The organism is bacterium, assembly GCA_019912885.1.
GTDB lineage: Bacteria > Lernaellota > Lernaellaia > JACKCT01 > JACKCT01 > JAIOHV01.
In genome coordinates this window covers 40,297-64,676 of the sequence record JAIOHV010000034.1, presented here as the reverse complement: position 1 = coordinate 64,676, position 24,380 = coordinate 40,297, and the positions used below count along the sequence as shown (strand labels likewise).

The window sequence follows — 24,380 nt, the reverse complement described above, 5'->3', positions numbered from 1 at the left end:
GGCGCGCGAACGGATTTCGAGCCTTCCACAACGCATTTCCCATGGGAATGTTCAAGCGGCAATTCGGCGGGCCGTGCAACCGAAAATAATCTTTCGCGCGTCGCGATTTGTGATTCGCGAAACCGATCATGAATTCCGGGGATATTCTTGACGATAGGCGCTCAATAGCGGAAACTTACGGATCAAATTCGCAGCGCCGCCGCCCGAGTTCTGCTGCGGCGGCGCGCCGGTCCTTAAACGAGGCAGCCCATCCATGAATTTCGTTCAAAAAACGGCCGCGACGGCCGGTTTGTCTATCGTCCTGCTGGCCTGTCTCGCCCTGGGCGCGCTTGCCGCGGATGTCGAAATCGATGGCCATATCGCCGCCGCGGATCGCATTCTTGTCGAACCCGCGTCGACCGCGATCGACGCCATCGCCGCGATCGAGTCCATTGGCCTTGTCGCCGATCGCGTTTCGTACCTGGACGGAACGCGCCTTTCACTAGCCGCGCATCCGGCACCCAAATCGGCCATCGAAGCGAAGGAAGCCGCGTTTTTGGTCGCCCGCGTGCCGGACGGGATGTCCGTCAGCGAGGCGATCGAAGCGGCGCGCTCGCGGCCTGGCGTCCTTGGTGCGTGGCCGGACTGGCGCCACGAGCTTTTCGACTTCGATCCGAACGACCCGCTCTACGGCGAATACCAGGACAATTTACGGCAGATTCGTATGCCGTACGCGTGGGATTACGCGCGCGGCGAGGGCGTCATCGTCGCCGTGATCGACAGCGGATACCGTGACGAATTGTCGGACGCGGCGAAGGTCGTCGCCGGTTACGATTTTCGCGACCAGGACGACGACCCGACGGACTTCCTTGGCCACGGCACCCTCGTCGGAAATATCGTGGCCGAAAAGACGAATAACGGGATCGGATGCGCGTCCATCGCCCCTGATGCGCGCCTCATGCCACTGAAGGTTTTTCCCGATCACGACGACGGCGCTTACGACTCCGACATCGCGGACGCGATCCGTTATGCGCAAGACAACGGCGCGCACGTCATCAATATGTCTTTGGGCGGCGGCGATTTTTCCGGCGTCTCGAATCGTGCCGCGCGGGATGCCCGCGCCGCGGGCGTCCTTTTGTTCGCCGCCTCCGGCAACAACGGGCAGGGCAAGGTGGAATACCCGGCTGCGTACGACTCCGTCATCGCGGTCGGCAGCTCGCGCCCGCATTCGCCGGGCGACGCGCCGGCGCGCTCGGATTTTTCGACTTACGGCGACGCGCTCGACCTCGTCGCGCCCGGCGAGTCCGTCGTGCAGGAAGGCTGGAGCAGTCAACACGGCGGCGGCTATTTCGCGGCGAGCGGCACCTCGATGTCGAGCCCGCACGCGGCCGGTCTCGCGGCGCTTTTGATTTCGCTCACGCCGGACGACTACGATCCGGAAGTCATCGCGCAGGTGATGATCGAGACGGCGCACCGCCCGATCGACGCATTTTCCGTCGAGCTCGGCTGGGGCGAGATCGACGCGCGCGCATCCGTCGATGCGCTGGCCGACGGCATCCCGAACCAGCCGCCCGAGGCTCACGCCGGCGCCGACAAGCTCGACGGCCGCGCGCCGCTGACCGTTCGTTTTTCCGGCGCCGCCTCGAGCGACCCGGACCAGAACATCGAGGAATACCGCTGGAGCCTGCCGAACATGGTTTTGCGCACCGGCGTCGAGATCGAATTCACCTTCGAGGAAGGCGGCGAGTTCGACGTGGTGCTCACGGTCATCGACAAGTTCGGCAAGGCCGACAGCGCGACGCTCACGCTCAACGTCGATCCGCCCAAATCGCCCACGCGCGAATCCGAGGACGGCGGATGCGGATGCCGCGCCGCCTCCGGTGAGCCGCCTTTGTCGGCGGTATTCGTGCTCGGCCTATTGACGATCGGCGTCGGCTTCGCGCGTCGGGTGCAACGCCGCGAGGCCCGCGCGCGCGTTCAGCGATCGCGCGGCGGACGTTCGTAGAGATTGGCACTCGCGGCGATGGCCGCGGCCAGCACCACCTTCACGGGCACGCCCGCATCGGCGGCGCGACGCTCGCAGTCGGCAAACTCCGGCTGCACGTTCGAAACGTGCCCGCCGTGCCGCGTCACCTTCACCGCCACCTCGCCGAAGTCCGTGGAAACGCGGCGCATTTCGCGCTCGGCGACGATGCGGTCCGTGGCGTGGTAGCGCACGCCGATCGTCGGGGTCTGATCCATCAACACGCCCGCGATCGCCTCGAGCGCGTCGCGCGGCGCGAGCACCTGCACGAGCTGGCCCGGCCGCCCGCGTTTCATCAGTGCGGGAACGCACGCCACGTCGAGCGCGCCGGCTGCGAGCAGCGCGTCGGACACCGACGGCCATAGCTGCGGGTTCATGTCGTCGATATTCGTCTCGATGACGAGCGTGTCAGTCGCCGGCACGGGCTCCTCGTCGACCAGAATGGCGCGTAGCGCGTTCGGCGACGCGCCGCTCATCTCGCGCGTGCCCGCGCCGTAACCCACGCCGCGAACGACGCCCGCGGGCATGGGTCCGAAACCGTCCGCGAGCACGCGCACGAGGGCCGCGGCGGTCGGCGTCACCAACTCCACGTCCGCGTCGACCGGGCGCGTCGGCACGCCCGCGAGCAACGCGAGCGTCGCGGGCGCCGGAAGCGGCAGCCGGCCGTGCGCGCAATCGACGAATCCCCCGCCGGTCGGCATGGGTGAAACGACAACGCGCGTGACGCCAAGGCGCGCGACGCCCAGGCACACGCCAATCACATCGAGCAGACTATCGGCGGCGCCGACCTCGTGAAAAAGCACGTCGGCTACGTCGATCCCGTGGATCTTCGCCTCCGCCTCGGCAAGATATTTCAGCGCCCGGCGCGCGTCGTCCTTGATGCGATCTTCGTACGGCGCGGCATCGACGATCGCGAGCAGATCCCCGGGCGAGCGGTGTTCGTGGTCGCCGTGGTGATGATGTTCGTGGTCGCCGTGGTAATGATGATCGTGATCGTGGTGATGATCGTGCCCGTGCCCGGAATGATGTTCGTGCGGATGATCGTGATCGTGGTGATGATCGTGGCCGTGCGACGCCGGGTGATCGAGATCTTCGCCATCGACCAAAAAACGCACTTTCTTGCAGGCGAGCGCGCCACGCATGACGCTCGAAACGGTGAGCGCGCCGGGCGGCAGCCCAAGCGCGTCGGCCACCGGCCGCAGTTCGTTCAGATCAAATCCCAGGTCGCACAGCGCGCCAAGCAACATGTCGCCCGACGCGCCGCCGAAGGCGTCAATGTAGAGCGTCGTCACGGCGCGCCCTCCCCGCTTGCCGGCCAGGCAAAATTGCCGCGGTTGATGAGCGAGGCCACGACGGCCGCGCCGTAACCGTTGTCGATGTTGACGACCGACAGCCCGCCCGCGCACGAGTTCAGCATCGACAGCAAAGGCGCGACGCCGCCGAAGTCCGCACCGTAGCCGATGCTCGTCGGCACGCCGATGACCGGCGCGGCGACAAGCCCCGCGACGACGGATGCGAGCGCGCCCTCCATCCCCGCGGCGACGATGATGACCGACGCGCGCCGGAACGCGTCGCGGGCCGCCATCAGGCGATGGATCCCCGCGACGCCGACATCGTGGATGACCTCGACCTCGTTGCCGAAGACGCGCGCGGTGATGGCCGCCTCTTCGGCGACGGGGATATCGGACGTCCCCGCCGTCAGCACGAGCACCGCGCCGCGTCCCTGCCTTGGCATTTCGCCGCGATGCAGCGTTCGCGCGCGGACGGTATGTGTCAGGTCCGGAAAAGCCGCGATCGCGGCGGCGGCCGCCTCGTCGCCGACGCGCGTCGCCAGGATCGGCGCGCCGCGCTCCCGCAGGCGTTCGAGAATGCCGAGGAGATCGTCAACTGTTTTACCTTGGGCGAACACCGTCTCCGGAAATCCGCGCCGGATCAGGCGATGATGATCGAGCTTGGCGAACTCCAAATCTTCGTACGGCATGTTCGCGAGCCGCGTCAGTGCGTCCGCGGGCGTGCGCTTACCGCCGGCGACATCGTTGAGCAGGGCGAGGATTTCTTCGGGCGTCATGATCTTCCGCGTTGTTTGGCGCGACCGAAACGATGCGCGCGCGCCGCGATCATATCCGCGCGGCACGCGCGCGGGCAATCAACGCGGCACGTACCACTCCGGAAGCGGGATCGGCTGGGGATCGCGCATCGCCAGCGTTACGACGAAATACAGCATCGCCGCCGCGACGACGACAAACGCCCAGATTGCCGCGTTTGGGATGTCCGGCGATGCGGGCGCGCCGATTTTTTTGCGGCCGGTCGCAAACCACGCGATAGCACCGGCGATCGAACCTGCGACAAGGCCGATGAGAAAACGGCCGTACAGGTCGATCCCCACCGCGCCCGGCATGCCTGAGGCAATCTTCCAGTCGCCCTCGGGCAGCATGTACCAGGGCACCGGCCAGCCGGCGATCATCGCGAACGTGAAAGCCCAGATGTAGACGATGGTCGCGGCGGACCCGACGATGACGAGACGGCGCGCGTCCATTTACACGCCCCTCGCGAGAACGACGAACAGCCCCGACAGGACGCACGCGATCAGCCCCGCGGCAGCCATCCACGCCGCGATGACGAGCACGCGCCCGGCGCCCGGGCGGAATTCGCCGCGTACCGCGCGCTGCAGAATCACCACCATCGCTACGACGGGCAGAAGCAGCAAGCCGAGGTTTTCCTTGATGTCGAAAAGATTCGCGGCCCAGGGCTCTTGGCGGTCAAGGTAGATCGCGCGCGTGAAGTAGCGGTACGTCGGATACGCCAGAAATCCGGCGACGATGGTGGCGCCAAAAACGATCGCGAGAATGCGCGCGTATGTGCCGCCGCGAAGCGTGTATTTGCCGCGCCGCATGCCGTTTGTCGCCCACAGCGCAAGATGCACCGCGACCGCCGCGGACGCGAACGCGCACACCGCGTGGATCACCACAAGCGGGCGCGCGAGATCTTCGAGAAAAACGGACGGCGGATTCACGGGCGATAATCTAGATGAGGAAAGAGGAAAGAGGAAAGAGGAAAGAGGAAAGAGGAAAGAGGAAAGAGGAAAGAAGATCGACATCGTCAATACGCGCGAGAGCGTGCCAAACGGAGCCGCGACCGTCAGGGAGCGGTCGCCCCGTCCGCGTCCATGAGCCGGACGACGGAAGGCTGACGTCGGCATCGCGTTGCCCGCTCCCCTCGCGGCTGCTACAGATGCGGCGTGCAAAAACGCGCGATCGGCATTCTTGGCGGGACGTTCAACCCGGTGCATTTCGGGCATCTGCACGCGGCCGCCCGCGCGCGCGAGGCGCTCAGCCTCGACGAGGTGATTTTCATCCCAAGTGCCCTGCCCCCGCACAAGCCGTCAAACGGCGCGAGCGGCGCTCACCGCATGGCGATGGTAAGGCTCGCGATCAAGGACGAGCCCGCGTTTTCGGCATCGGATATCGAGATCGCGCGCGGCGGATCAAGTTACACGTTCGACACGCTCACGCAGCTCGCCGCCGCGCGGCCGGATGCGCGATTCGTTTTTTTGCTCGGCACGGATGCGTGGCGCGAAATCGGCACGTGGTATCGTTTCCCGGAGGTGTTGCGTCTTGCGGATTGGGGCGTGCTGCGCCGGCCCGGCGGGCCGATGGAGCCGCTTGCCGTATCGCTCGGCGTCGCGGCCGATACATTCTCGATGGACGCGGACGGCGCGCTCGCGGATCGGTCAACCGGTGCGTGGATTCGCCTGGTCGAGATCCCGCCGCTTGACGTATCGAGCACGCACGTGCGCGAACGTATCCGGCGCGGCGCGCCGATCGGGGATCTCGTCCCCGCGGCGGTCGCGGCGTATATCGAAACGCACGGATTGTATCGAGGCGAATCGCGGGCTTGAGAGGCCGCGGCCCGTCAGCCCTGTTTTGTCGCTTTTTTCGATTCGGGGTGAACCGGAAAAACGGGCGTCGTGCCGTCCTTGTCGAGCTTCTTCTTCCGGATCTTTCCGGAGTGCCGATGCTTTCGCTTGCGAATCGATTCGGTCTGCTTGGTGTTCGAGGCCATGGTCTGCTCCGGCGCGGCCGTCCGCGCATGAAGGTTGCCGCTTTTAGCGGATGCGCCTTCGCCTGTCAAACGGCGGCGAAAGGCGGCGGGCGATCGTCCGCGGGCCGTGGGTCAAAGCGGAGAGCCGGCGCCGGTTTCGCAATATTCGTGGCCTTTCGGCGATTCCGTTTTTGCGTCTAAGATCGTGCCGCATGCATTCGGGTAGCCTTGATACAAATATAGATAACGTGCCGGCGCACGCCACGGGTGTGATCGCGCGCGGGACCGGCGCGTGACCGCGCCGCGTCGATACGTTGCGCTGTACGCGGCGCTGGCGCTCGGCGTCGCGCTGCTGTTTCCGTTTCTGCTGAATCCGAACGACGCCCTGCCCGCCGCCGGCGACGCCGGCATGCGCGCGTGGCTCGACGCGGCGCTATTTGACGCCGCGTTGCGCGCGTCGCTCGACCGATTCGGCGTCATCGCGACGCAAAACCCCTTTGTCGACGGCGGCATGCCCCTTGGCGCGCATCCGTCCGACGGCACCCTCTCGCCGCTGACGCTCGCGCTTTTGCCGCTATCGCCGATCGGCGCGGCCAAATGGAAGACGCTCGCCGCGATCATCGTCGGCACGCTCGCCCTTTTTTCGTTCGCGCGGCGCGCGGGCGCAAGCGCTCTCGCGTCGATCGCCGGCGCGCTCCTTCTGCCCGCGTCGGGGTTCGTGCGCGATCGTGTCGCCTCCTCGCCGCTCGATCTGCAAATTCTCTTCACCGCGCCCGCGTTCGGATACGTGGTCGCCGGCGACGGTCGCTGGACGCGCGGCGCGCTCGCCGCCGCGCTGCTGGCGCTAGGCGCCTATCAGGGCGGATCGCTGGTCCTGTTCGCGCTCGTCGCGCTCATTCTCGCGGCGCTTTTTCGCATGCTGATGCGCCCGGACGAGAGGCGTCCGGCGGGCGCGGGGCTCGGCTGGCTTTTGCTTTTTACGCTGCTGTTCGCGGCCGCGAAGTGGATCCCCGCCTCCGAGCTCTGGACGACCTCCAACGTCCGCGCCGCGGCGCTGGGGCACGCGCGCGACGTCGTCGCCCTGCCCGCGCGCGCCGATGCCCTGTTCGATCTCGTGGCGCCGGGCGGGTTCGGCTGGATCGTTCTGGTGATCGCGACCTTCGCGCTAATCGGCGCGGCGCTCGACGCTAACCGGCGCGGGTGGGGGCTGCTCGCCGCGTCGATGTTCTTTCTGGCGCTCTTGCCCGGCGCGTTTCCCGGCGGCGGCGTGCGCGCCCTGCCGGCGATGCTGCGCCCCATCGCCCGCCCGGATGCGGCGGCGCCGTTTGTCCTGCTCGTCGCGCTCGCGCCGCTTGTGGCCGTCGGACTCGATCGCCTGTCGCGCTGGGATCCGCGCGCCGCGACGTTTGCCGCCGGCGGGCTCGCGGCGCTTGCACTCGTGGCGCATCTGGATCGCCTGCCGCGAACGGCCGCGCCGCCCGAGCCTGTCGAATTGCTCACCTCCGCGCGCACCGATCGCATGACGCAGGTCGCGGTGACGCGCCCTCCGGGAGGCGACCCGCCGGTCTATCTGCATCCGACGCTCTATGTGATGGAAGGCAAGGGCGTGACGAACGCCTTGACCGCATTCCGGGGACCGCAACGCGCCACGCCAAAATACCGGCTTTATTCGCAGGGGCGCGCGGTTCGCTACAACCGGCAACATCGCTCGGAGATCCGCGTGGAGGATCGCCACGGCCGCGTGACGAACGCGCATCTCGGCGCGCGCGTCATTTCGTTCACCGCGACGACCGAGCGCCCGAACGCGGTGGTGGCCGTGAACCGCAACCATGACCGGGATTGGACGGCGAGCCTTGGCCGCGTCGTGCGTCCCCGCGGCATCCTCGGCGTGCGCCTGCCGGTCGCGGGCGAACATCACGTCGTGCTCCGCCACTCGTCCGGCGCCGTGCGGATCGGCCTTTGGATTACGTGGCTCGCGGTCGTGGGTTGCCTGGTGTTTGGGGGGTATCGGTTGAAGCGGCGATATCGTCCGGTCTGAATTTCCGACAACCGTTTCGTCGCCGATAACGCGCCCGGCCCGTCACTCGCACAGACTGTCGCGATGGCCCGCGAGCGCGCCGGGGAAGTCGGTCGAGATGATGTCGACGCCCTCCTCCATCATCGTCGTCCACGCCTGTGGGTAGCCGAGGATGGCGATGATGTCCCGCACACCGAGTGAATCCATGGAGATCGTCGCGCCGACGGACTTGATAAGCGCGACGTTCGCCGCGGACAAGCCCGCCTCGCCATTCAGCTCGATGTGCTCCGGGTCCGGATCGAAGTGGTCGAGAAGCGCCTGCGTCTCGGCGACGGACGCCGTGGGCGGCTGGATTCGGATGTCCGGCGACACGGCGCGCACGCGGTCGAGCTTGGAGAGGTTGCCGGAATAGACGAACGCGCTCGTTTCGAGCCCCAGGTCGATGAGCACATGCATGGCGCCTTCCACCGCGTCGGTTTTCAGATCGACGTACGCCTGCCCGCCGTGCGAGGCGACGAGCTGCATCGCCTCGCCGAATGTCGGCACACGCACGACCTCGTCGATCCACGGGTACATCCAGCGATTCAGTTCGAGGGCCTTGATCTCGGCGAGCGTCATGCCCGAGACGAGGCCGTCGCCGTTTGTCGTGCGGTTGACCGTGTCGTCGTGCATCAGCACGAACTCGTCATCCGCGGTGTCGCGCACGTCCATCTCGACGATCGTCGCCCCGCGCGCAAACGCCTGCTCCATGGCCTGAAGCGAGTTCTCCGGCGCGTAGGTGCTGCCGCCGCGGTGCGCGGAGATAAGCACGTTCGGATAGAGCGGAACGCAGTCGTCGTCGCCCGCGTCGTCGTCCGATGTGTCGTCGTCGGACGAATCGTCATCGGGCGTGTCGTCGTCGGTTTCGTCGTCGTCAGCGGCGTCGTCATCATCGACGGCGGTGTCATCATCCGCACCGGTGTCGTCGTCCGCCGCGTCGTCGTTCGCCGCGCCCGTGTCGTCATCATCGTCACCGCACGAGCACCCCGGCGCGAGCGCGCAAGAAAGGACGAAAAGTATCGCAAGAAACGAGATCCTCAATCCTCGATCCACGATCCTCAATCCTCCCTCACACCATCTGCTCCGGGGCCTGTTTCTTGCGTTCGCGCTTCGCGGCGCCGGTGATGCGATAGCCCCAGTCAAAGCGGATGAACGCGACCATGAGCGCGAAGATCGTGACGAGCGATCCGACGACGAGGTAGTCGTTGTATTCCTCCTTGACGAAGATCGTGCCCTCGCCCACGGGCGGCGTGACGATCGGCTGCAGCGGCAGGCCGTAGCGCATCGCCAATTCGTCGATACTCACCAGGTGGATGATCGGCACGCCGTCGAGCGCGAATCGCGTCATCACCGAATCGATCGCCAGCGACCCGCGCGGCGCCGTCATGTTGAGGCCCGGCTCGTACATGCGCTTGCCCACGCGCGTGCCCACCGACGTGGTGCCTCCGCCGACATTGATGTACGCCTTGATCGGCGCGTCGCCCGCGTTTTCGTAATAGAACTTCATGCGCATCTCGACGCTTTCCGCATACGTCGCCGGGCGGATCATCGGCAGGTCGTTGCGGTCGATGGCCTGGTCGATCAGCCGGCGGCCCTGCTTGGAAAGGCCGAGCGCGCGGTCCTCGACGCCGCCGCGCGACGCCGCGACCGAGCGGAACGTGAACACCTCGCGCTCGAAAAGCCACCGCTCCATGTCGATCCACAGCGCGTTCGTTTCGTTCGCGCCCCACTGCGATCCCGAGGCGCTGGAGATGGCGACCGGGAACAGATCGAGAGTTTGCACCGCGGCGTACGCACAAATGTTGAGCGCCGGAAACGAGCCGGACAATCCAAGCGCGACCGTGTCGCCCTCCTTCACTCCGGCGCGTTCGAGCAGATGAACGATCACCGCGGCGAAGTTCGGATTGACCGACGTCTGCTTGGCTTGCAGATGGCCCGTGTTCGTCGTGACGGGCGACATCAGAACGCCGACCAGGCCCGTCTGCGCCGGGTCGGCCTCCAGATCCGGCTTCCAGCCGCGCTTGAGCTTGTAGGCTTTGACGACCTCGAATGCGTCCTTCGTAAGACGCGACGCCTCGATTTTTTCGCCGTAACGCGGCTGCTTCACCTTTTCCAGACGCGTCTCGATGATCGAAAGGAACGCGATCGACAGGGTCGCGATCAGCGCGAGAACGACGCGGGAAACCTTATGCGGGCGCCAAAAAACCTTCTTCATACCGCGCGAACGTCCATGCCCACGGCGAGGATGAGGATAAGACGCACCGCGACCGACGCCGTGACGAGCGCGGAGACCGTCTCCACCACGCCCTGGCGGTCAAGCCAGATCGCGATGAGGCCGGGGATGATGAAACCGATGACGTCGTAGTCCGTGCCGAGCGGCGCGGTGATGGTGTGCGTCACGGACCGGACGATCATGCCGATGAGGTAGCCGACGAGGATCATCATCACCGTGCGGCGCCGGCCGTAGATGATGAGAATCGACGACAGGCTGTGGACGATGACGAAGGTCACGAAGCCGGCCAGGATCGTCAGAAGGCAATCGACGGGATTCCAGAGATTCAGCGCGATGTAGCCGGGCACGACCATGCCGCCGGCGGCCATGCCGAACATCTCCGTGAACACGAGGCTCAGGATGAGCCCGATGCCGATCGACAATACGAGAAGCTCGCCGCCCATTTCAGTCCTCCTTGGGGGCTTCGCGATTCTTGAAGAAGCGAACGATCTCGAGCCCGATGCCGCCGATGTTCCCCATGCCCATGACCAGCGCGGTTTTCGGGATGAGGCCGATGACCGTCTCGAAGATCTCCTCCACGCGCAAATCCTCGGCGAACACGATCTTGCCGATATCCACGCCGCCCTTGACCGCCTCGCGCGCGAAGATGTAGGTGCCCGTGCCGACAAGGACGATCTTGTCCGGAGGCGTCCATTTGGCCACGACCTGCCCGAGCTGGCGCGAGCGATCCGGGCGGTCGCTTCGGCAGTTGAAGATCGCGATGCGCGTTTTCATGCGCGGGTGCTTGCCGATCGCCAGGTTCCAGATTTGCTCGGTCGATTCCGGGTCGTTGGCCGCGAAGCCGTTCACGAACACCAGATCGCGCCCGAAAAAGTGGATCGGGTGCTCGGTCATCGCGCCCGGGTCGGGATTGAGCTTCCACATGCCGCGAATCGCCGTTTCGCGGTCGACGCCAAGGTCCTTCAGAACCGCCAGCGAAAGCGCCACGTTGTCCGGGTGCTCGGTGTAGGAGAAACCGGCCAGGTCGTCCACGGTCACGGACGAGATGTCCTCCTCGCCGATCGCGACGAATTGCGACTTGCGCTCGTCGGCCGCCGCCTTGAACACGTCCACGTGACGGCGGTCGGATGTAAACATCTTTCCGCGAATCGGCGTCATGCCCGCCAGCGCCAGCGCGACCTCGCGCTCGCCCGGGCCCATGACATCCAGATGATCCTCGCGCGCGTTCGTGACCACGCCGTGCGTCGCGCGGATGAACTTCGACTCGCACAGATATTGCAGATCGGGTTGTAGCGCCATGCACTCGACGACAAGCGCCTTCGACTTGTTCGCCGCGGCCGCCGCGACGATGCGGATCTGCTCGATGACATTCGCGCCCGACGGGCGAAATACGGGCACCTCCCGCCCGTCCGGAAAGATCATGCGCGCGAGCGTTCCCGTGGTTTTCGCGCTCGTGCGGATGCCGGCCTCCCGCAGGCCCGCGGCGATGAGCCGCGTGACGCTGGATTTTCCTCGCGTGCCGTTGACGTGAATCCGGATGGGAACGCGGGAAAGCGTCATCTTGTGCCGCACGTATTCCCAAAGCCCTGCCGCCACGACGAGCAACGTCAGGATCAGAAGAAAATCGTACGTGCCGATGACGTGCTTCAAAATCCGCCCAAATGCCGCCGCCGCCGAAGAATTCGACGACGCCGCGCGAGGCTGGCGCGGTCATCGCGTGACGCGCGCGGAGTTTCGGCAAATCGCCCCACGCGGTCAAGGGTCGATCGATGCGCGCACGTCAAACCACCGGCGGCCGGCCGCGGCGCGCGGCCCGAATTCACGGGCCTCGGCCGCGCGCGATTTCAGCAGCCGCAGGACGATCCGCAAGCGTCATCGTCGTCATCGTCGCCGCCTCGGCCGGGCGTATCGTCATCGTCGGCGGCGTCATCGTCCGCGGCGTCATCGTCCGCGGCATCGTCGTCGCCGGGATTCTCTCCGGAACAATCGGAGATGTACGCACCGGGCGTCACGGATGATTCCTGCCACGTTTCCGACAGGTTTTCGCTGGTTTCGTCCTCGAAGACGGTGCCGAAATCGTCGGCCTCATCGTCGTTCGGCGGCCGGGGGCAGCCGTTGCACGGAACGCGAATGGGCTCGATCCCTTCGCTCGCGTCGCATCGCTGAAAACTCTTGTCCACGGCGTGAGGCGTGCTTTTCACGCGGTCCTGCGTCGCGACCGATTGATCTTCCTGATACGTGCCCGGGACGGCATCCGCGTCCGGGCCGTCGATCTCGACGCCGGTCTTGTCGATGAAGCCGGAGCGATCGCCGAAGCTGGCGATGTCGCAATCGCACACGAGATCGGTATTGCCGTCCCAACGGTAAATCGCGACCGCCGGTCCGGATTGACCAAGATGCCCCTGCCCGCCGACCGATCCGGCAAACGCCTCCTCGAGTTCGGGAATCAGGTCGCTCCCGTCACCGTCTTCGTACAACTCCCAATCGGGATCGACGCCGTATTTGGCGCGAAACGCGTCCGATCCGCCGAGCGCGATCGTCCACACATCGCCCGGTTGAATGATCGTTCCGGCCGGGAACTTCGCGTTGAAATATCCGCCCGCGCCGGAGTTCGTATCGACGCTGCCGTTCTGCTTCACGACGCCGTAATAGAGATTGCTGTTCGACAGGTGCAGTGTCGACAGATCGAGCGCGGTGTCTTCGTAATCGAAAAATCCGAGCGCCGCGTTCGGGTTCAGGATCTCGACGAAATCGTCCGAGCCGCCGAGCACCACGAGTTCGGTCAAGAGCGGACACAGAATCTCGTCAAAGTCCGGCGGCGGAATCGTTGTCGTCGTCGGCGACGTTGACGTGGTCGTCGTGGTCGTCGTGGACGTTGTCGTCGTCGTCGACGACGTGGTCGTCGTGGTGGTTGTGACGGTCGTTGTCGTCGTCGACGTCGTCGGTATGATCGTTGAGGTGGTGGTCGTCGTTGGCTGCGTCGTGGAGGTCGATGTCGTCGTCGTTGTCGAACTAGTCGTCGTGGTCATCGTCGTTGTCGTGGTCGTCGTGGTCGTGGTCGTCGTTGTCGTGGTCGTTGTTGTGGTGGTTGTGGTTGTCGTTGTCGTCGTTGTCGTTGGGCATATATCGCCGTACGCACGCAGCATGAAATTGCCGCCGACGTAAGGCGTCGCGGTCACGCCGTTTCCCACGTAACTACGCTCGGTGAAAGAACCCGTCGTGTCCGTACCGACGCCCGTGTTCTGGTTCGGCGCGAGCAGGCGCACGCCGACGCACACCTCGCCCTGCGCCAGTTTGTCGAGATATCCGTCAAACAGGAGTTCGGCCTCGCAAAGATCCATCGTGACCCATTCCCCGTCGGCCGGCACGAACGGGTGCGAAACGAACCGCGGACTGATGACGGGGTCAAAGCCCGTGTCGGCGTAATAGATGACGAACTGAACGGGATCGCCGCCGCTCGTGGCGCCGAAAAATCCCTTCACGCCGCTGACGTAATACGGCTTGGTCGTCGGATTCACGCACGTGATGTATTCGGCGCCGGCCACGCTTGCCGTGGTGTAGGTTTCCGATCCGCCGTCGTCTTGCAACCATTCCTCGATGCCGCCGGCGCAATCCCCGGAAACGCAGACGTTATCGACGCCCCAGAATCCGGCGCCGAAATCGTCCGTCTGATAATTCCATTTCAGGCGAACGTCGTTTTGCCCGTCGGCCGTCGCCGAAATGTCGAAATCGAAGCTCGAAACGTCGTCCGCGGTGAGCGTTACGATGTCGTTGTAAACGACGCCGCCGCTCGAGACCGACGGCGTTCCGTAAGCGTCGTAGCCCGGAATGAAAAATTCGCCGAAATAGCTGTTGAAGCGAAGCCGCGTATTCGAAATTTCGGAGCAATCAATGACGCTCGAAATCAAGTCCGTATCCGCGAGATAGCCGAGATAATGAAGGTTGTTCACCGACGCGAAATTTTCGAACATGTTCGAAAGATTGCCGTAGAGAAACCCGTCGTATCCCTGCCAGGTCTTCTCGCCGCCCAGATTGTCGATCACCGACCAGTCGCCCGGGATGCCGTCCGGGTTGAAGTCGAAATCCTCCCAGAGCACGACGCGGGCCTGCGAGGGGACCGCCAAGGCAAGAACCACCAGATAAGCGGATGCCACAATCGAAATGAACCGGCGCATATCGCAACCTCCGAACAAACGTCCCGACGACGATGAGAATCACATCGCCGTGAACCCTACGTCGAAGCCCGACGAATTGGCCAGAGAAATTCTTGCGTGTTTGCTTACAGTTCGGGCGATCGCGCCGCGGATTTCGGTTGGAAGGGAATCTCAAGCGCGGCGCAAAAAGACTGCGTCACGAGCAGGAAACCCGCAGGATAGATCTCGTAATAGTCTCGAAACTCATCAAGGAATCCAAGCGGCGCGGTAAGAACGAGCATGGGAACCGCCATCGCGAGCGCATGCCTGAGGAATACCGGCTTTTCTTTCCACCGGTGGAATAAGGCAAGCGCGAGCACGCCGATCGTCACGACGACCGTCGCTCCGTAGTTTTGCGTCCACAGGTAGAAGATGTTGTGGTCGAATAGATGAAACTCGACGCCCGCGCCGGAATTTTCGCGGAAGATCGCCGAGAGGATCGCGCGAACGGCGACAAACACGACAGCCATGCCGGCGAGATGAGCGCGCATCCATTTTTTCCGGCGCGTGTCGTTTCGGTATTGAAGCCAGAACACGAATGCAAAAAGGACGACCGTTTCCTTGACGAACAGCCCGACGACGAACACCGTCCAGAAAAGAGGCATGTTCCGCCGATGCAAGGCGACAAGTCCCAACGTCATGACAAACAACAAAGGAAAGTCGTACACGTAGCTGTAGTAGCGGAACATGATCGGCAGGCACGCCACGCCGATCGCCGGCGCAAACAGCGCGACGCGCGGCGTCACGTCGTAGAGATCGAGCATCAGCCGCCGCAGCGCGAACGCAAAGCCGACGAGCGCCGCGTAGAGGACGAGGATCCCCGCGAGATACTCCGCCTGATAACCCTGCTGAAACCGCCAGAGCGACAATTTACGAAAGCCGTTGTCGGACGAATTGTTCAGAATCGCGAGAAGCCGGTCAAAGGTTCGATTCGCCGCCTCGGGGTCGATGCCGGGGCGGATGACCGACGCGACGCCGCGAATCACGGCCGGCGTCAGCGCGCGCATGACGTAAGGCTTTTTTGCCTTGCCCTGCACCATCGCCAGATAGTTCGCCGAAGCGAACCCTTCGATGCCCGGATTCGTGAGCCACACGCACAGGATCGGCATCGCGACGGCCGCGTAGAGTGCGAAGATGAAAAACGGCGCGATCGGCCGCGAGGGCGCGGCGCCGCGTCGATCCGCGAGCCTCGTCGGGACGGCGGTGTCGCCGCCGGAATCATTATCGCGCGTTGAACTATCGGGAACGTTCACGCCCGGCGCTCCCACGCTGTCGAACACGAATTTTCGGTGCGCGCGACGACGGTCGTTTCATGTCATGGCGCGACAATGCGCGCGCCCGCGACCCGCCGCTCTCCCTGGGCTACCCTCGAAATCAAGCCGCGAGTCTATCACGATTTAAAAAGTGCGAGCACGCCGCGCGTTGACATCGCGCAAGGCGCCTGCCTGAATGCGTACGCCCATTAACGAGACGGAACGTGCCCGGTGACCCGCGTATCCCTAATCCGCTGCGTCGATTACGACCTCGACCGCGTCATGACCGCGCTTGCCGAAGCGCTCGCGCCGCTCGGCGGCATCGGCGCGTTCGTTGCGCCTGGCGAGCGCGTGCTTTTGAAGATCAACATGCTGCGCCCCGCGCCGCCGGAGGCGGCCACGACGACGCACCCCGCCGTCGCCATCGGACTGGCGCGGATGGTCCGCGACGCCGGTGCGACGCCCGTCATCGGCGATTCGTGCGGCGGCGCGAAGGCGTATGGGCTGTCGGCGACCGCGCTCGAGGAATGCGGCATCGCGCCGCTGGCGCGCGAGCACGGGATCGAGACTGTCGTCTTCGAGACGGCGGGCGCAACGCGGATCGACGTGCCGAATGCGCGCTTCCTTCACGAGATCTACGTGTCGAACGCGGTGCTCGCGGCGGACGCGATCATCAGCGTTCCGAAACTGAAGACCCACGTCGAAACGCACATCACCGGCGCGGTGAAAAACATGTTCGGCGTGCTGCCGGGGGCTTACAAGCTTTCGCTGCACCGCCGCGCGCCCGGGCCGATCGACCTCGGCAATGCGCTCCTCGATATCTACGGCCGGATGAAGCCGCGCCTTTGCGTCATGGATGCGATCCTTGCGATGGAGGGCAAAGGGCCGAGCTGGGGCAAGCCCAAACACGTCGGCGCGGTTTTGGCGTCCGCGGACGGCGTGGCGCTCGACCACGTCGCGTCGCGCCTTGTCGGCCAGGACCCGATGACCGTGACGACGATTGCCCCGGCGGCGCAGCGCGGCATCGGCGAAAACGACGCGGCGAAGATAGAGATCGTCGGCGAAACCATCGAGGCGTTGCGTCCGAAGGACTTCAAGCTGACGAGCAACGCGGTGATGCGCGCGGCGCCAAAACCGCTTCTCAACATCATGAACAATCATTTCTTCCACGTGCGCCCGCGCTGGAACGAGCCCGGTTGCGAGCTTGCCGGCGATTGTGAGCGCGCCTGCCCGGTCGATGCGATCACGATCGCGAACCGCCGCGTCGCCATCGACATGAAGACGTGCATCGACTGCATGGCCTGTTACATGGTCTGCCCGAACGACGGGATCCACCTGAACAAGTCGATCGTCGCGCGGGTGTTGTCAGCGTAGGGGAAGGCGGCGTGTCGGCGCCCGTGCCCATGCCCGTGCCCGTGCCCGTGCCCGTGCCCGAAGGAATAGACGGAAATGCAGAAAGGCGGAAAGTCTGGAAGGTCACGGCAAGCGCCGAGCGCCGAGGTTCGAGTGCCGAGTGTCGAGCGCCGAGGGTCAAGTGTCGAGCGCCGAGCGCCGAACGTCGTTTCGCGCGTCGTAATCGCGGGTTTTCGCGATTCGTCATCCTGAGCGAAGCGAAGGATCCGGCCGGCCCCTGCTGACGGCCTCGCTGCAACCGATGCGGAGCCAGATCCTTCGGGTCGCTGCGCTCCCCTCAGGATGACAACTCGCTGCGCTCCCCTACGGATGACGAGTCGCGCGTCGACGGCTTCGACGTCCGCTCATCAAAAAAAAAGCCGCCACACCCTTAACGACGCGATCGACCTCCTCTTCCGTCATCGACGGATGATTCGGCAGGCTGAGCAGCGTCGCGGCGGCGCGTTCGGCGACCGGGAAGCTCGCGCCCTCGGCGTATCGGCGATACGCCTCGACCTGATGAACCGCGACGGGATAATGCGGCTTGGCCTCGATGCCGTGCGTCGCCAGGTGCGAGGCGAGGGCGTCGCGGCGCGCCGCGCGGATGACGACGTTCAGCGGCGCGGTTTCGGCGCCCGGAGGCGAGTCGAGAAACAACAGGTCGCCGGTGCCCGCCAGCCGCTCGCGGTACGTCGCCTCGATGCGGCGGCGCTTTTCGATCCACTCCGGCAGGCGCGCCAACTTCGCGCGAAGGATCGCCGCCTGCATCTCGTCCAGGCGGCTGTTGGATCCCGGCAGGTGCGCGAACCCGGCGAGATCGGCGCTCGCCGTGATGCCGCCTCGCCCGTGATCCGCCAGATGGCGAACGCACGCGGCGAGGTCCGCGTCATCCGTGACGACGACGCCCGCGTCGCCGAACGCGCCGAGCGACTTGGCGGGGAACAGGCTGAACGCGCCGGCTTTGCCGAACGTGCCGGCGTGCCGGCCGCCGATGCGCGCGCCGTGCGCCTGCGCCGCGTCTTCGATGACCGCAAGGCCGCGCGAAGACGCAAGACGCGCGATTTCGCCGAGCGGCGCGGGATATCCGTAGAGATGGACCGGGACGATCGCGCGCGTGCGTTCGTTGACGGCGGATTCGACCGCTGCCGCGTCGAGTTGAAGCGCGGATTCGGTGACGTCGACAAAGCGCGGTGCCGCGCCGCAGAGCAAAATGGCCTCCGCGGTGGCGACGAACGTCATCGCCGGGACGATCACCTCGTCACCCCGCCCGACACCCGATGCGGCAAGCGCGAGCGCCAGCGCGTCCGTGCCGTTGCCGACGCCCACGGCGTGCGCCGCGCCCGTGTACGCCGCAAACTCGCGTTCGAATTCCGTCGCCTCTGGCCCCTTCACAAAACGGCCGGAGGCGAGCACGCGCGCGATCGCCGCATCGATTTCGGCGCGAAACTCGGCGTATTCCGCACCGGGCCGCGAAAGCGGAATGTCGATGGTGTGCGTCAATATCCGATCCCGTCCGCGCGGCCGACGGGGCGCGCGGGGTTGCCCGCGACGACCGTGCCCGCCTCGACGTCGCGCGTGACCACCGCCCCCGCGCCGATGACCGCACGCTCGCCGATGACGATGCCCGGAAGGATCGTCGCGTTCGCGCCGACGATCGCGCCGTCGCGCACGTCCGCGCCGCGCAGGTTTTTGCGCACGCCCGGATAAGTCGGGTATTTCGCGTTGGTAAAACACGCGCGCGGCCCGACAAAGACGCCGCGCCCGATGTGCGTGTATTCGGGGATATAGACCATCGAGTGGATGCGAGCGTGGTCCTCGACCATCACATCGCGTTCGAGCACCGCGCCCGATCCGATCGACACACCGTCGCCGATGCGGCAGCCCTCGCGGATAAGCGCGTGGTGCCCGCAGAAAAAATCGCGCCCGATCGTGACGCCGGCGTAGATCACCGCGTGTGACCGGATGCGCGCGCCCTCGCCGATTATCGTTTCGCCCGCCTTCCCGTCGCGCGGCGGCTGACCGATGACGGCGAACGGACCGATGTCGGGCGCGCCGTCGATGCGAACGTTGTCGAGAATCCGTGCGGTTAGGTCCATGGCGCGCCGGGCGCTACATCGCGCCGACGGCGGCGCGCGGGCTCAGGTGGCGCCCGGCCTCAAGCAGGCGCTCGACGGTGCGCGTCACCGCGAGCGCCTCCGCGCCGCCGGTTCGCGGATCGGTTCGATCGCGGACGCATTCGAGAAAATGCCGGCATTCCACGCCAAGCGGTTCCTCCATGCCGCCCGCCGCTTCGATCGCGTCGACCGGCGCCCCCAGGGCGTCGAGTAAACGGCCATCGAGCGCCTCGATATCCGCATCCGCGCCCGCGTTGTTTTCGTACAGATCGACGCGGTGCGCCGCGGCCGTTTCGTCGTAAACCGCGACGCGGCGCTCGCCCACAACAATCAGGCGGCGTGTTTTGGTCGGCGCGAGCCACGACAGGCGGATGGAGGTCCGCACGCCGCCGGCGAAATCCATGCCCACGTCGGCCACGTCGGCGAAGCGGGCGTCGCGCTCGCGCGAGATCAAGCCCGAAACCCCGCTCGGCTCCCCGCCGAACCAGGACTGAAAAATCGCGACATCGTGCGGCGCAAGCGCCCACACGACGTTCATATGCTTGCGGCGCGTGTTGAGATTGACGCGGCGCGAATGGGCCGCGCGCACGGATCCCAATTCGCCGGCGGCAATGCGTTCGCCGAGCGCGTTGATCATCGGGTTGTACAGATAAGTGAATCCCGCCATGAACACGCGGCCGCCGCGGCGGGCGGCCTCGGTCAGCCGAAACACGCCCTCGACGTCGAGCGCGACGGGCTTTTCGACAAAAAGATCCTTGCCCGCCGCCAGCACGCGCAGGCCGGTCTCGACGTGCAGGCCCGGCGGCAGCGCCAGCATCACCGCGTCGATGTCCGGAGCGGTGACGATGTCGTTGAGGCTCGCCGTCGTGCGGACGCCGGGAAAGGCGTTACGCAAGGCGGCAAGGCGCGCCTCGTCAAGATCGCAAACGGCGGCCACGGCGCCCGAATCAATCCGCAGCAGATTGCGGACAAGGTTCGGACCCCAATAGCCCGCGCCGACAACGGCGACGCGCGGCCACGGAAGACTCGTCATATTGGCGATACTAAAGGAAGGCCACGCAACGTTTCAACTCGGAAGCGACGCGGCGAACGTCCTCGTCACGCATTTTTTCGTGGCATGGCAGCGCCAGGGATACCTGCGTCAGGCGGCGCGATACGCCCGGATGCGCGGGAATTTCGGCGCCGCCCGATGCAAAAACGGGCGAATCGGAGAGCGACCGCGCGGGGACGGCCGCCTCGATATCGGCTTCGGCAAGCGACGCGACAAGCCCGTCCCTGAGGCGCGCGTCGCGGCAATGGACGGCAAAAGTCTGGTGATTCCATTCCACGCCCGGCAATTCCTCCGGCAGGGCGATCTCCGGCGTTTCAGCCAATTCCTGGCGGTAAATCTCTCCCACGTGCCGGCGCGCGGCGACGATTTCCTCGATGCGCCGCGCCCCGTCGAGCGCGAGAGCGCACGAAATCTCCGGCAGGCGCAGATTCAGGCCGACGCCGGTCGAGATGCTGTCGCCCGGCACGATGCCGTGGTCGGAAAACGCCCACGCCTTTTTGTAAGTGGCTTCCGAGGCCGTCAAAAGCGCGCCGCCGTCGCCGGCGGTGACGAGCTTTCGCGGGTGAAAACTGAGGATGCCAAGGCCGCCTTGCGCGCCAAGCGGGCGGCCGTTGACGCGCGTTCCGTACGCGCACGCCGAATCCTCGACGACGCGATATCCGCCGTCTCGCGCCAGTCCCTGGATGTCCGCAAGGCGCGCGGGCCGGCCGAACTGATGCACGACAATGACGGCGGCAAGGCCGCGTACCAACGCGAGCGCGTCCGGGTCGATTTGAAAATCACCGGCGACATCGACGAAGACGGGCGTCGCGCCGAGATATTTGACGGCGTTCGCCGTCGCGACGAATCCATAGTCCGGCACGGCCACGCGGTCGCCCTCGCCGACGCCCGCCGCCGCCAGCGCGGCGACAAGGGCGACGGTCCCCGAGGAGTACGTGACGGCATACGGCACGTCGAACGCGCGGCAAAGTTCGGCCTCGAGTTCGACACGCGCGCGCCCTTTGACGAGCACCCCCGAGTCGAGAATTTCCCCGATACGCGCCGGCAGGCTGGCGGAAAACGAAGGGTGCGCCAGGCGAATGGGCTCGCGGCCGCTCGAATCATTTGGCATGGGCGCGGTACCAGTCGATCGTTTTTTTCAGGCCCGATCGCAGATCGACGCGCGGCTCAAAGCCCAAAAGGCGCCGGGCCTTGTCGATGTTCGGCGAGCGGTCCTTCACGTCGGCGCCGAAATGCGTCTCGTCGCGCAATGCCGACCGGCCGTCGACGAGTTTCAGGATGATATCGGCCAATTCGCGCACGGAGACATCGTTTTCGGGATTGCCGACGTTGATCGCCTCTCCCGCGATGTTTTCGGCGACAAGCGACGCCATCGCCGCGTCGACGAAATCGTCGAGATAACACCACGCGCGCCGCTGCCGGCCGCCGCCGTGAACGACGACGTCCTGCCCGTAGAGGGCGGAAAGAATCATGTCGTGCACCGCGCCGTCGCCGGTCTGCCCGGGGCCAAACACGTTGAACGGGCGAAGGCTCGTGACATCGACGCCGTTTTGACGTCCCCACATGAACGCGGCCTTCTCCGCCGCGATCTTCGAGACCGCGTACACCCAGCGCGGCTCGGCGTAATGCCCCGCGACAAGGGCGTTGTCCTCATTCGCGTTACGCGCCTTGTCGCCGTAAACCTCGCTCGTCGAAAAATAGATGAGGCGTTTTGGCGGCGAGGACTCGACCGCGTCCAAAAGGTTCATCGTGCCGCGCAAATTGACGCGCATGACGTCGTAGGGCGCCTCGTAGTAGCGCGGTACGCCGGCGATCGCCGCCAGGTGCAAGATGACGTCAGCGCCCGCCGCCGCCTCCGTGAGCGACGCGCGGCTGCCCACATCGCCGCGAACGACGTGGAGGCGCGCGGCGACCGGCCGATCGAGGAAACGCAGGCTGTCGCGCGCGAAATTGTCGAAAACCGTGACGTCCCAGGTCTTCGAGGCGCGCGCCGCGATGGCGGCGCCAAGGAACCCCGCGCCGCCGGTGATGAACAGCCGGCCGGCGCTCTTGCGCGTTTGGTCGTCGGGCATGCGCGGAGTGTTCCTTAGCGGGCTTTTCCTTGTCAATCGCCTTGGCGGGTTTTGCGCCCGCAATTCGCTGTGATAGCTTCGAGGCATGCGTTCCGCCCTGCGAGACTCGCGCCGGCGCGTCGTTTTCGTCCACCCGTCACCCGGCGGCGGCGACCTTTTCGACAAGCTGGCGCAGTCGGATCTGCCGCCGCTCGGCGCGCTTTACGCCGCGCGCAGGCTGCTGGACGCGGGTCACGCCGTTTCCGTTTTCGACCTCAATCGTGAGGGCGAACGCGAACGCTTCATGCGCGAGTGGCCGTCGATGGACGCCGACGTGCTCGCCTTCGGCACGCTCGCGCCGTGCGCCGATTCGATCCTGAAACTCGCCGGATGGGCGCGCGGCGCGGCCAAACGCCCCGCGACGATCCTGGCCGGCGGCAACGACGCCACCGTGCGCCCGCGCGTGTGGGCCGATACGAACCTGTTCGACGCGGTGATCGTCGGGGAGTCGGACACGACGATCGCGCGCGTCGTCGAGAGCGCGCCGGAGATCGCGGCCCAGCCGGGTGTGATGCCGCGCGGGGCGGACGTACCGCCGCTGCCGGCGCCGATTCGCGCGGACGACGCACCCTTCCCCGCGCGCCGGCTGGTCGCGCTGAAGGCGTATCGCGGCGGACCGGCCTACAAACGCCGGCGGCACAGCACCAGCATCTACACGCATCGCGGTTGCGCCTACACGTGCACGTTCTGCGAGCAGGGTTCGGAGGCCGGGCCGATGCGCTTTCGGTCCGCGGCGAGCATCCTCGACGAGGTGCGCGAAATCCGCCGCGATCACGGCATCCACGACATCCGCTTCATCGACGACGTGTTCATGATCCACAAGCGCATCACGCGCGATTTTTGCGAGCTGGCGCTTTCCGAAGGCGAGCGATTCGACTGGATGTGCTGCAGCCGTATGGATCTCATGGACGCGGACCTGTTGAAGCTGATGCGCCGCGCGGGCTGCTACCGCATCGAGCTTGGCGTGGAGTCCGGCAACGACCGCGTTCTCGATTTCACGAAAAAGGGCGCCAACGTGCGCCAGGCGTTCGACGCGATGAAAAACGCGCGCGCCGCGGGCATCGAGGTGATCGCCAACTACATCCTGGGCTTCCCGACCGAAACGGAATCCGAAATGCGCGAAACGATCGACACGTCGATCGCGGTCGATTCGGATTTCGCGATCTACTTCATATTTCGCCCGTTCGCCGGCGCGAAGATGACGCGCGACCTCGACCTTTCCTGGGATACCGGCGCGGACAATTTCCGGGACGCGTCGCCGCACTACCGTCTCTCGACGGAAGGCGTGCAGGCGCTCGTTGACGAAGCCTACGGCCGATTCTACTTCCGGCCCCGTTTTGTCCTGAAACGGCTGTTCGTGCGCCGGACGTGGTGGGTGAACCTCGAACTCGCGCGACTGTCGATTCTGCATCTGTGGCGTCGCGCGAAATCGTGGATTCGGCCTTTTCCCTCACCGCGAATCGGCTCGGCCCAGGTATAATTCGCGGAGCGAAGCGCCGCTTTTCCGTCAAAGGGGGTTTGAGATGGAATACGGATGGGAAGTTCATCTGACCGAATCGTTTGACGTTGCCGTCGAGCGCGTCACCGCGCTGCTTGCCGAGCAGGGCTTCGGAATCCTGACGCGCATCGACGTGGATGCGACGCTCAAAAAGAAGATCGGCGTCGATTTTCCACGCTACGCGATCCTCGGCGCGTGCAATCCGAAGCTCGCGCATCGCGCGCTCTCGGGCGATCCTCACGTTGGCTTGTTGCTGCCTTGCAACGTCGTCGTGCGCGACGCGGGCAACGGAACGACGGCCGTCGAGATCGCCGATCCCGCGGCGATGTTCAAGATCGTCGACAATCCCGATGTGGCGCCCGTCGCCGAGGAAGCCGCAAAGCTCCTGCGTACGGTGTTTCACGCCCTGCAACCGAACTGACCGGGAGCGCGACCG

At 65.6% G+C, this 24,380-nt stretch carries 22 protein-coding genes; 6 read left to right on the top strand and 16 right to left on the bottom strand.

Annotated features, from left to right (window positions below):
• Positions 1-253: 253 nt before the first annotated feature.
• Entirely contained in the window at positions 254-1,984 is a 1,731-nt protein-coding gene (locus K8I61_02845) for a S8 family serine peptidase (protein MBZ0270949.1), read from the top strand.
• On the opposite strand, the gene larC is transcribed toward K8I61_02845, so the two are convergent.
• The 4 genes from larC to K8I61_02825 all read right to left on the bottom strand — a co-directional run bounded on the left by larC (position 1,957) and on the right by K8I61_02825 (position 5,015).
• Positions 1,957-3,294, bottom strand: coding sequence for a nickel pincer cofactor biosynthesis protein LarC (gene larC / locus K8I61_02840; protein MBZ0270948.1), 1,338 nt, complete (start codon positions 3,292-3,294; stop codon positions 1,957-1,959). The genes K8I61_02845 and larC overlap by 28 nt on opposite strands.
• Positions 3,291-4,070, bottom strand: a complete 780-nt coding sequence (larB, locus tag K8I61_02835) for a nickel pincer cofactor biosynthesis protein LarB (protein MBZ0270947.1) — start codon at positions 4,068-4,070, stop codon at positions 3,291-3,293. Before larB ends, larC begins: the two co-directional genes overlap by 4 nt.
• Positions 4,071-4,148: 78 nt before the next feature.
• Positions 4,149-4,538 carry a hypothetical protein gene (locus tag K8I61_02830; GenBank protein MBZ0270946.1) on the bottom strand — a complete coding sequence of 130 codons (390 nt, stop codon included), beginning with the start codon at positions 4,536-4,538 and terminating at the stop codon, positions 4,149-4,151.
• Complete coding sequence (locus tag K8I61_02825; protein ID MBZ0270945.1) at positions 4,539-5,015, bottom strand: hypothetical protein; 477 nt, start codon at positions 5,013-5,015, stop codon at positions 4,539-4,541. It abuts the gene before it with no gap.
• A gap of 225 nt (positions 5,016-5,240) precedes the next feature.
• On the opposite strand from K8I61_02825, the gene nadD reads away from it, so the two are divergent.
• Complete coding sequence (nadD, locus tag K8I61_02820) at positions 5,241-5,900, top strand: nicotinate-nucleotide adenylyltransferase (protein MBZ0270944.1); 660 nt, start codon at positions 5,241-5,243, stop codon at positions 5,898-5,900.
• 14 nt (positions 5,901-5,914) lie between these two features.
• Here nadD and K8I61_02815 read toward each other — a convergent pair whose 3' ends face one another.
• Positions 5,915-6,064, bottom strand: coding sequence for a hypothetical protein (locus K8I61_02815; protein MBZ0270943.1), 150 nt, complete (start codon positions 6,062-6,064; stop codon positions 5,915-5,917).
• Between the two features lie 271 nt (positions 6,065-6,335).
• Here K8I61_02815 and K8I61_02810 point away from each other — a divergent pair, with 271 nt between their 5' ends.
• Positions 6,336-8,081, top strand: coding sequence for a hypothetical protein (locus K8I61_02810; protein ID MBZ0270942.1), 1,746 nt, complete (start codon positions 6,336-6,338; stop codon positions 8,079-8,081).
• Between the two features lie 42 nt (positions 8,082-8,123).
• Here the strand turns inward: K8I61_02810 and K8I61_02805 are convergent, their stop codons facing one another.
• The 6 genes from K8I61_02805 to K8I61_02780 all read right to left on the bottom strand — a co-directional run bounded on the left by K8I61_02805 (position 8,124) and on the right by K8I61_02780 (position 15,778).
• A complete protein-coding gene (locus K8I61_02805) occupies positions 8,124-9,140 on the bottom strand; it encodes a glycerophosphodiester phosphodiesterase family protein (GenBank protein ID MBZ0270941.1) in 1,017 nt (338 codons plus the stop codon).
• Positions 9,141-9,168: 28 nt separating this feature from the next.
• The gene (pgsW, locus tag K8I61_02800; GenBank protein ID MBZ0270940.1) at positions 9,169-10,314 is read right to left on the bottom strand and encodes a poly-gamma-glutamate system protein; all 1,146 of its coding nucleotides are present in this window, start codon (positions 10,312-10,314) and stop codon (positions 9,169-9,171) included.
• Positions 10,311-10,775 (bottom strand): poly-gamma-glutamate biosynthesis protein PgsC, encoded by a 465-nt coding sequence (pgsC, locus tag K8I61_02795; GenBank protein ID MBZ0270939.1) that lies wholly within the window; start codon positions 10,773-10,775, stop codon positions 10,311-10,313. The genes pgsW and pgsC overlap by 4 nt, the downstream gene beginning before the upstream one ends.
• 1 nt (position 10,776) lies before the next feature.
• A complete protein-coding gene (pgsB, locus tag K8I61_02790; protein ID MBZ0270938.1) occupies positions 10,777-11,970 on the bottom strand; it encodes a poly-gamma-glutamate synthase PgsB in 1,194 nt (397 codons plus the stop codon).
• A 206-nt stretch (positions 11,971-12,176) separates the two neighbouring features.
• A complete protein-coding gene (locus tag K8I61_02785; protein ID MBZ0270937.1) occupies positions 12,177-14,507 on the bottom strand; it encodes a hypothetical protein in 2,331 nt (776 codons plus the stop codon).
• A 104-nt stretch (positions 14,508-14,611) separates the two neighbouring features.
• Positions 14,612-15,778 carry a hypothetical protein gene (locus K8I61_02780; protein ID MBZ0270936.1) on the bottom strand — a complete coding sequence of 389 codons (1,167 nt, stop codon included), beginning with the start codon at positions 15,776-15,778 and terminating at the stop codon, positions 14,612-14,614.
• A gap of 231 nt (positions 15,779-16,009) precedes the next feature.
• Here K8I61_02780 and K8I61_02775 point away from each other — a divergent pair, with 231 nt between their 5' ends.
• Positions 16,010-17,152, top strand: a complete 1,143-nt coding sequence (locus tag K8I61_02775) for a DUF362 domain-containing protein (protein MBZ0270935.1) — start codon at positions 16,010-16,012, stop codon at positions 17,150-17,152.
• Between the two features lie 342 nt (positions 17,153-17,494).
• Here the strand turns inward: K8I61_02775 and K8I61_02770 are convergent, their stop codons facing one another.
• The 5 genes from K8I61_02770 to K8I61_02750 are packed head-to-tail and all read right to left on the bottom strand — an operon-like array spanning position 17,495 to position 22,407.
• On the bottom strand, positions 17,495-18,670 hold the full coding sequence (locus tag K8I61_02770; protein MBZ0270934.1) for a DegT/DnrJ/EryC1/StrS family aminotransferase: 1,176 nt from the start codon (positions 18,668-18,670) through the stop codon (positions 17,495-17,497).
• A complete protein-coding gene (locus K8I61_02765) occupies positions 18,667-19,266 on the bottom strand; it encodes a transferase (protein MBZ0270933.1) in 600 nt (199 codons plus the stop codon). Before K8I61_02765 ends, K8I61_02770 begins: the two co-directional genes overlap by 4 nt.
• 13 nt (positions 19,267-19,279) lie before the next feature.
• Positions 19,280-20,317, bottom strand: coding sequence for a Gfo/Idh/MocA family oxidoreductase (locus K8I61_02760; protein MBZ0270932.1), 1,038 nt, complete (start codon positions 20,315-20,317; stop codon positions 19,280-19,282).
• A 10-nt stretch (positions 20,318-20,327) separates the two neighbouring features.
• Entirely contained in the window at positions 20,328-21,446 is a 1,119-nt protein-coding gene (locus K8I61_02755; protein ID MBZ0270931.1) for an aminotransferase class I/II-fold pyridoxal phosphate-dependent enzyme, read from the bottom strand.
• Complete coding sequence (locus K8I61_02750) at positions 21,436-22,407, bottom strand: NAD-dependent epimerase/dehydratase family protein (protein ID MBZ0270930.1); 972 nt, start codon at positions 22,405-22,407, stop codon at positions 21,436-21,438. Before K8I61_02750 ends, K8I61_02755 begins: the two co-directional genes overlap by 11 nt.
• 85 nt (positions 22,408-22,492) lie before the next feature.
• On the opposite strand from K8I61_02750, the gene K8I61_02745 reads away from it, so the two are divergent.
• Both K8I61_02745 and K8I61_02740 read left to right on the top strand, forming a co-directional pair.
• Positions 22,493-23,926 carry a B12-binding domain-containing radical SAM protein gene (locus tag K8I61_02745; GenBank protein ID MBZ0270929.1) on the top strand — a complete coding sequence of 478 codons (1,434 nt, stop codon included), beginning with the start codon at positions 22,493-22,495 and terminating at the stop codon, positions 23,924-23,926.
• Positions 23,927-23,969: 43 nt separating this feature from the next.
• Positions 23,970-24,365 (top strand): DUF302 domain-containing protein, encoded by a 396-nt coding sequence (locus K8I61_02740; protein ID MBZ0270928.1) that lies wholly within the window; start codon positions 23,970-23,972, stop codon positions 24,363-24,365.
• Positions 24,366-24,380: the final 15 nt, after the last annotated feature.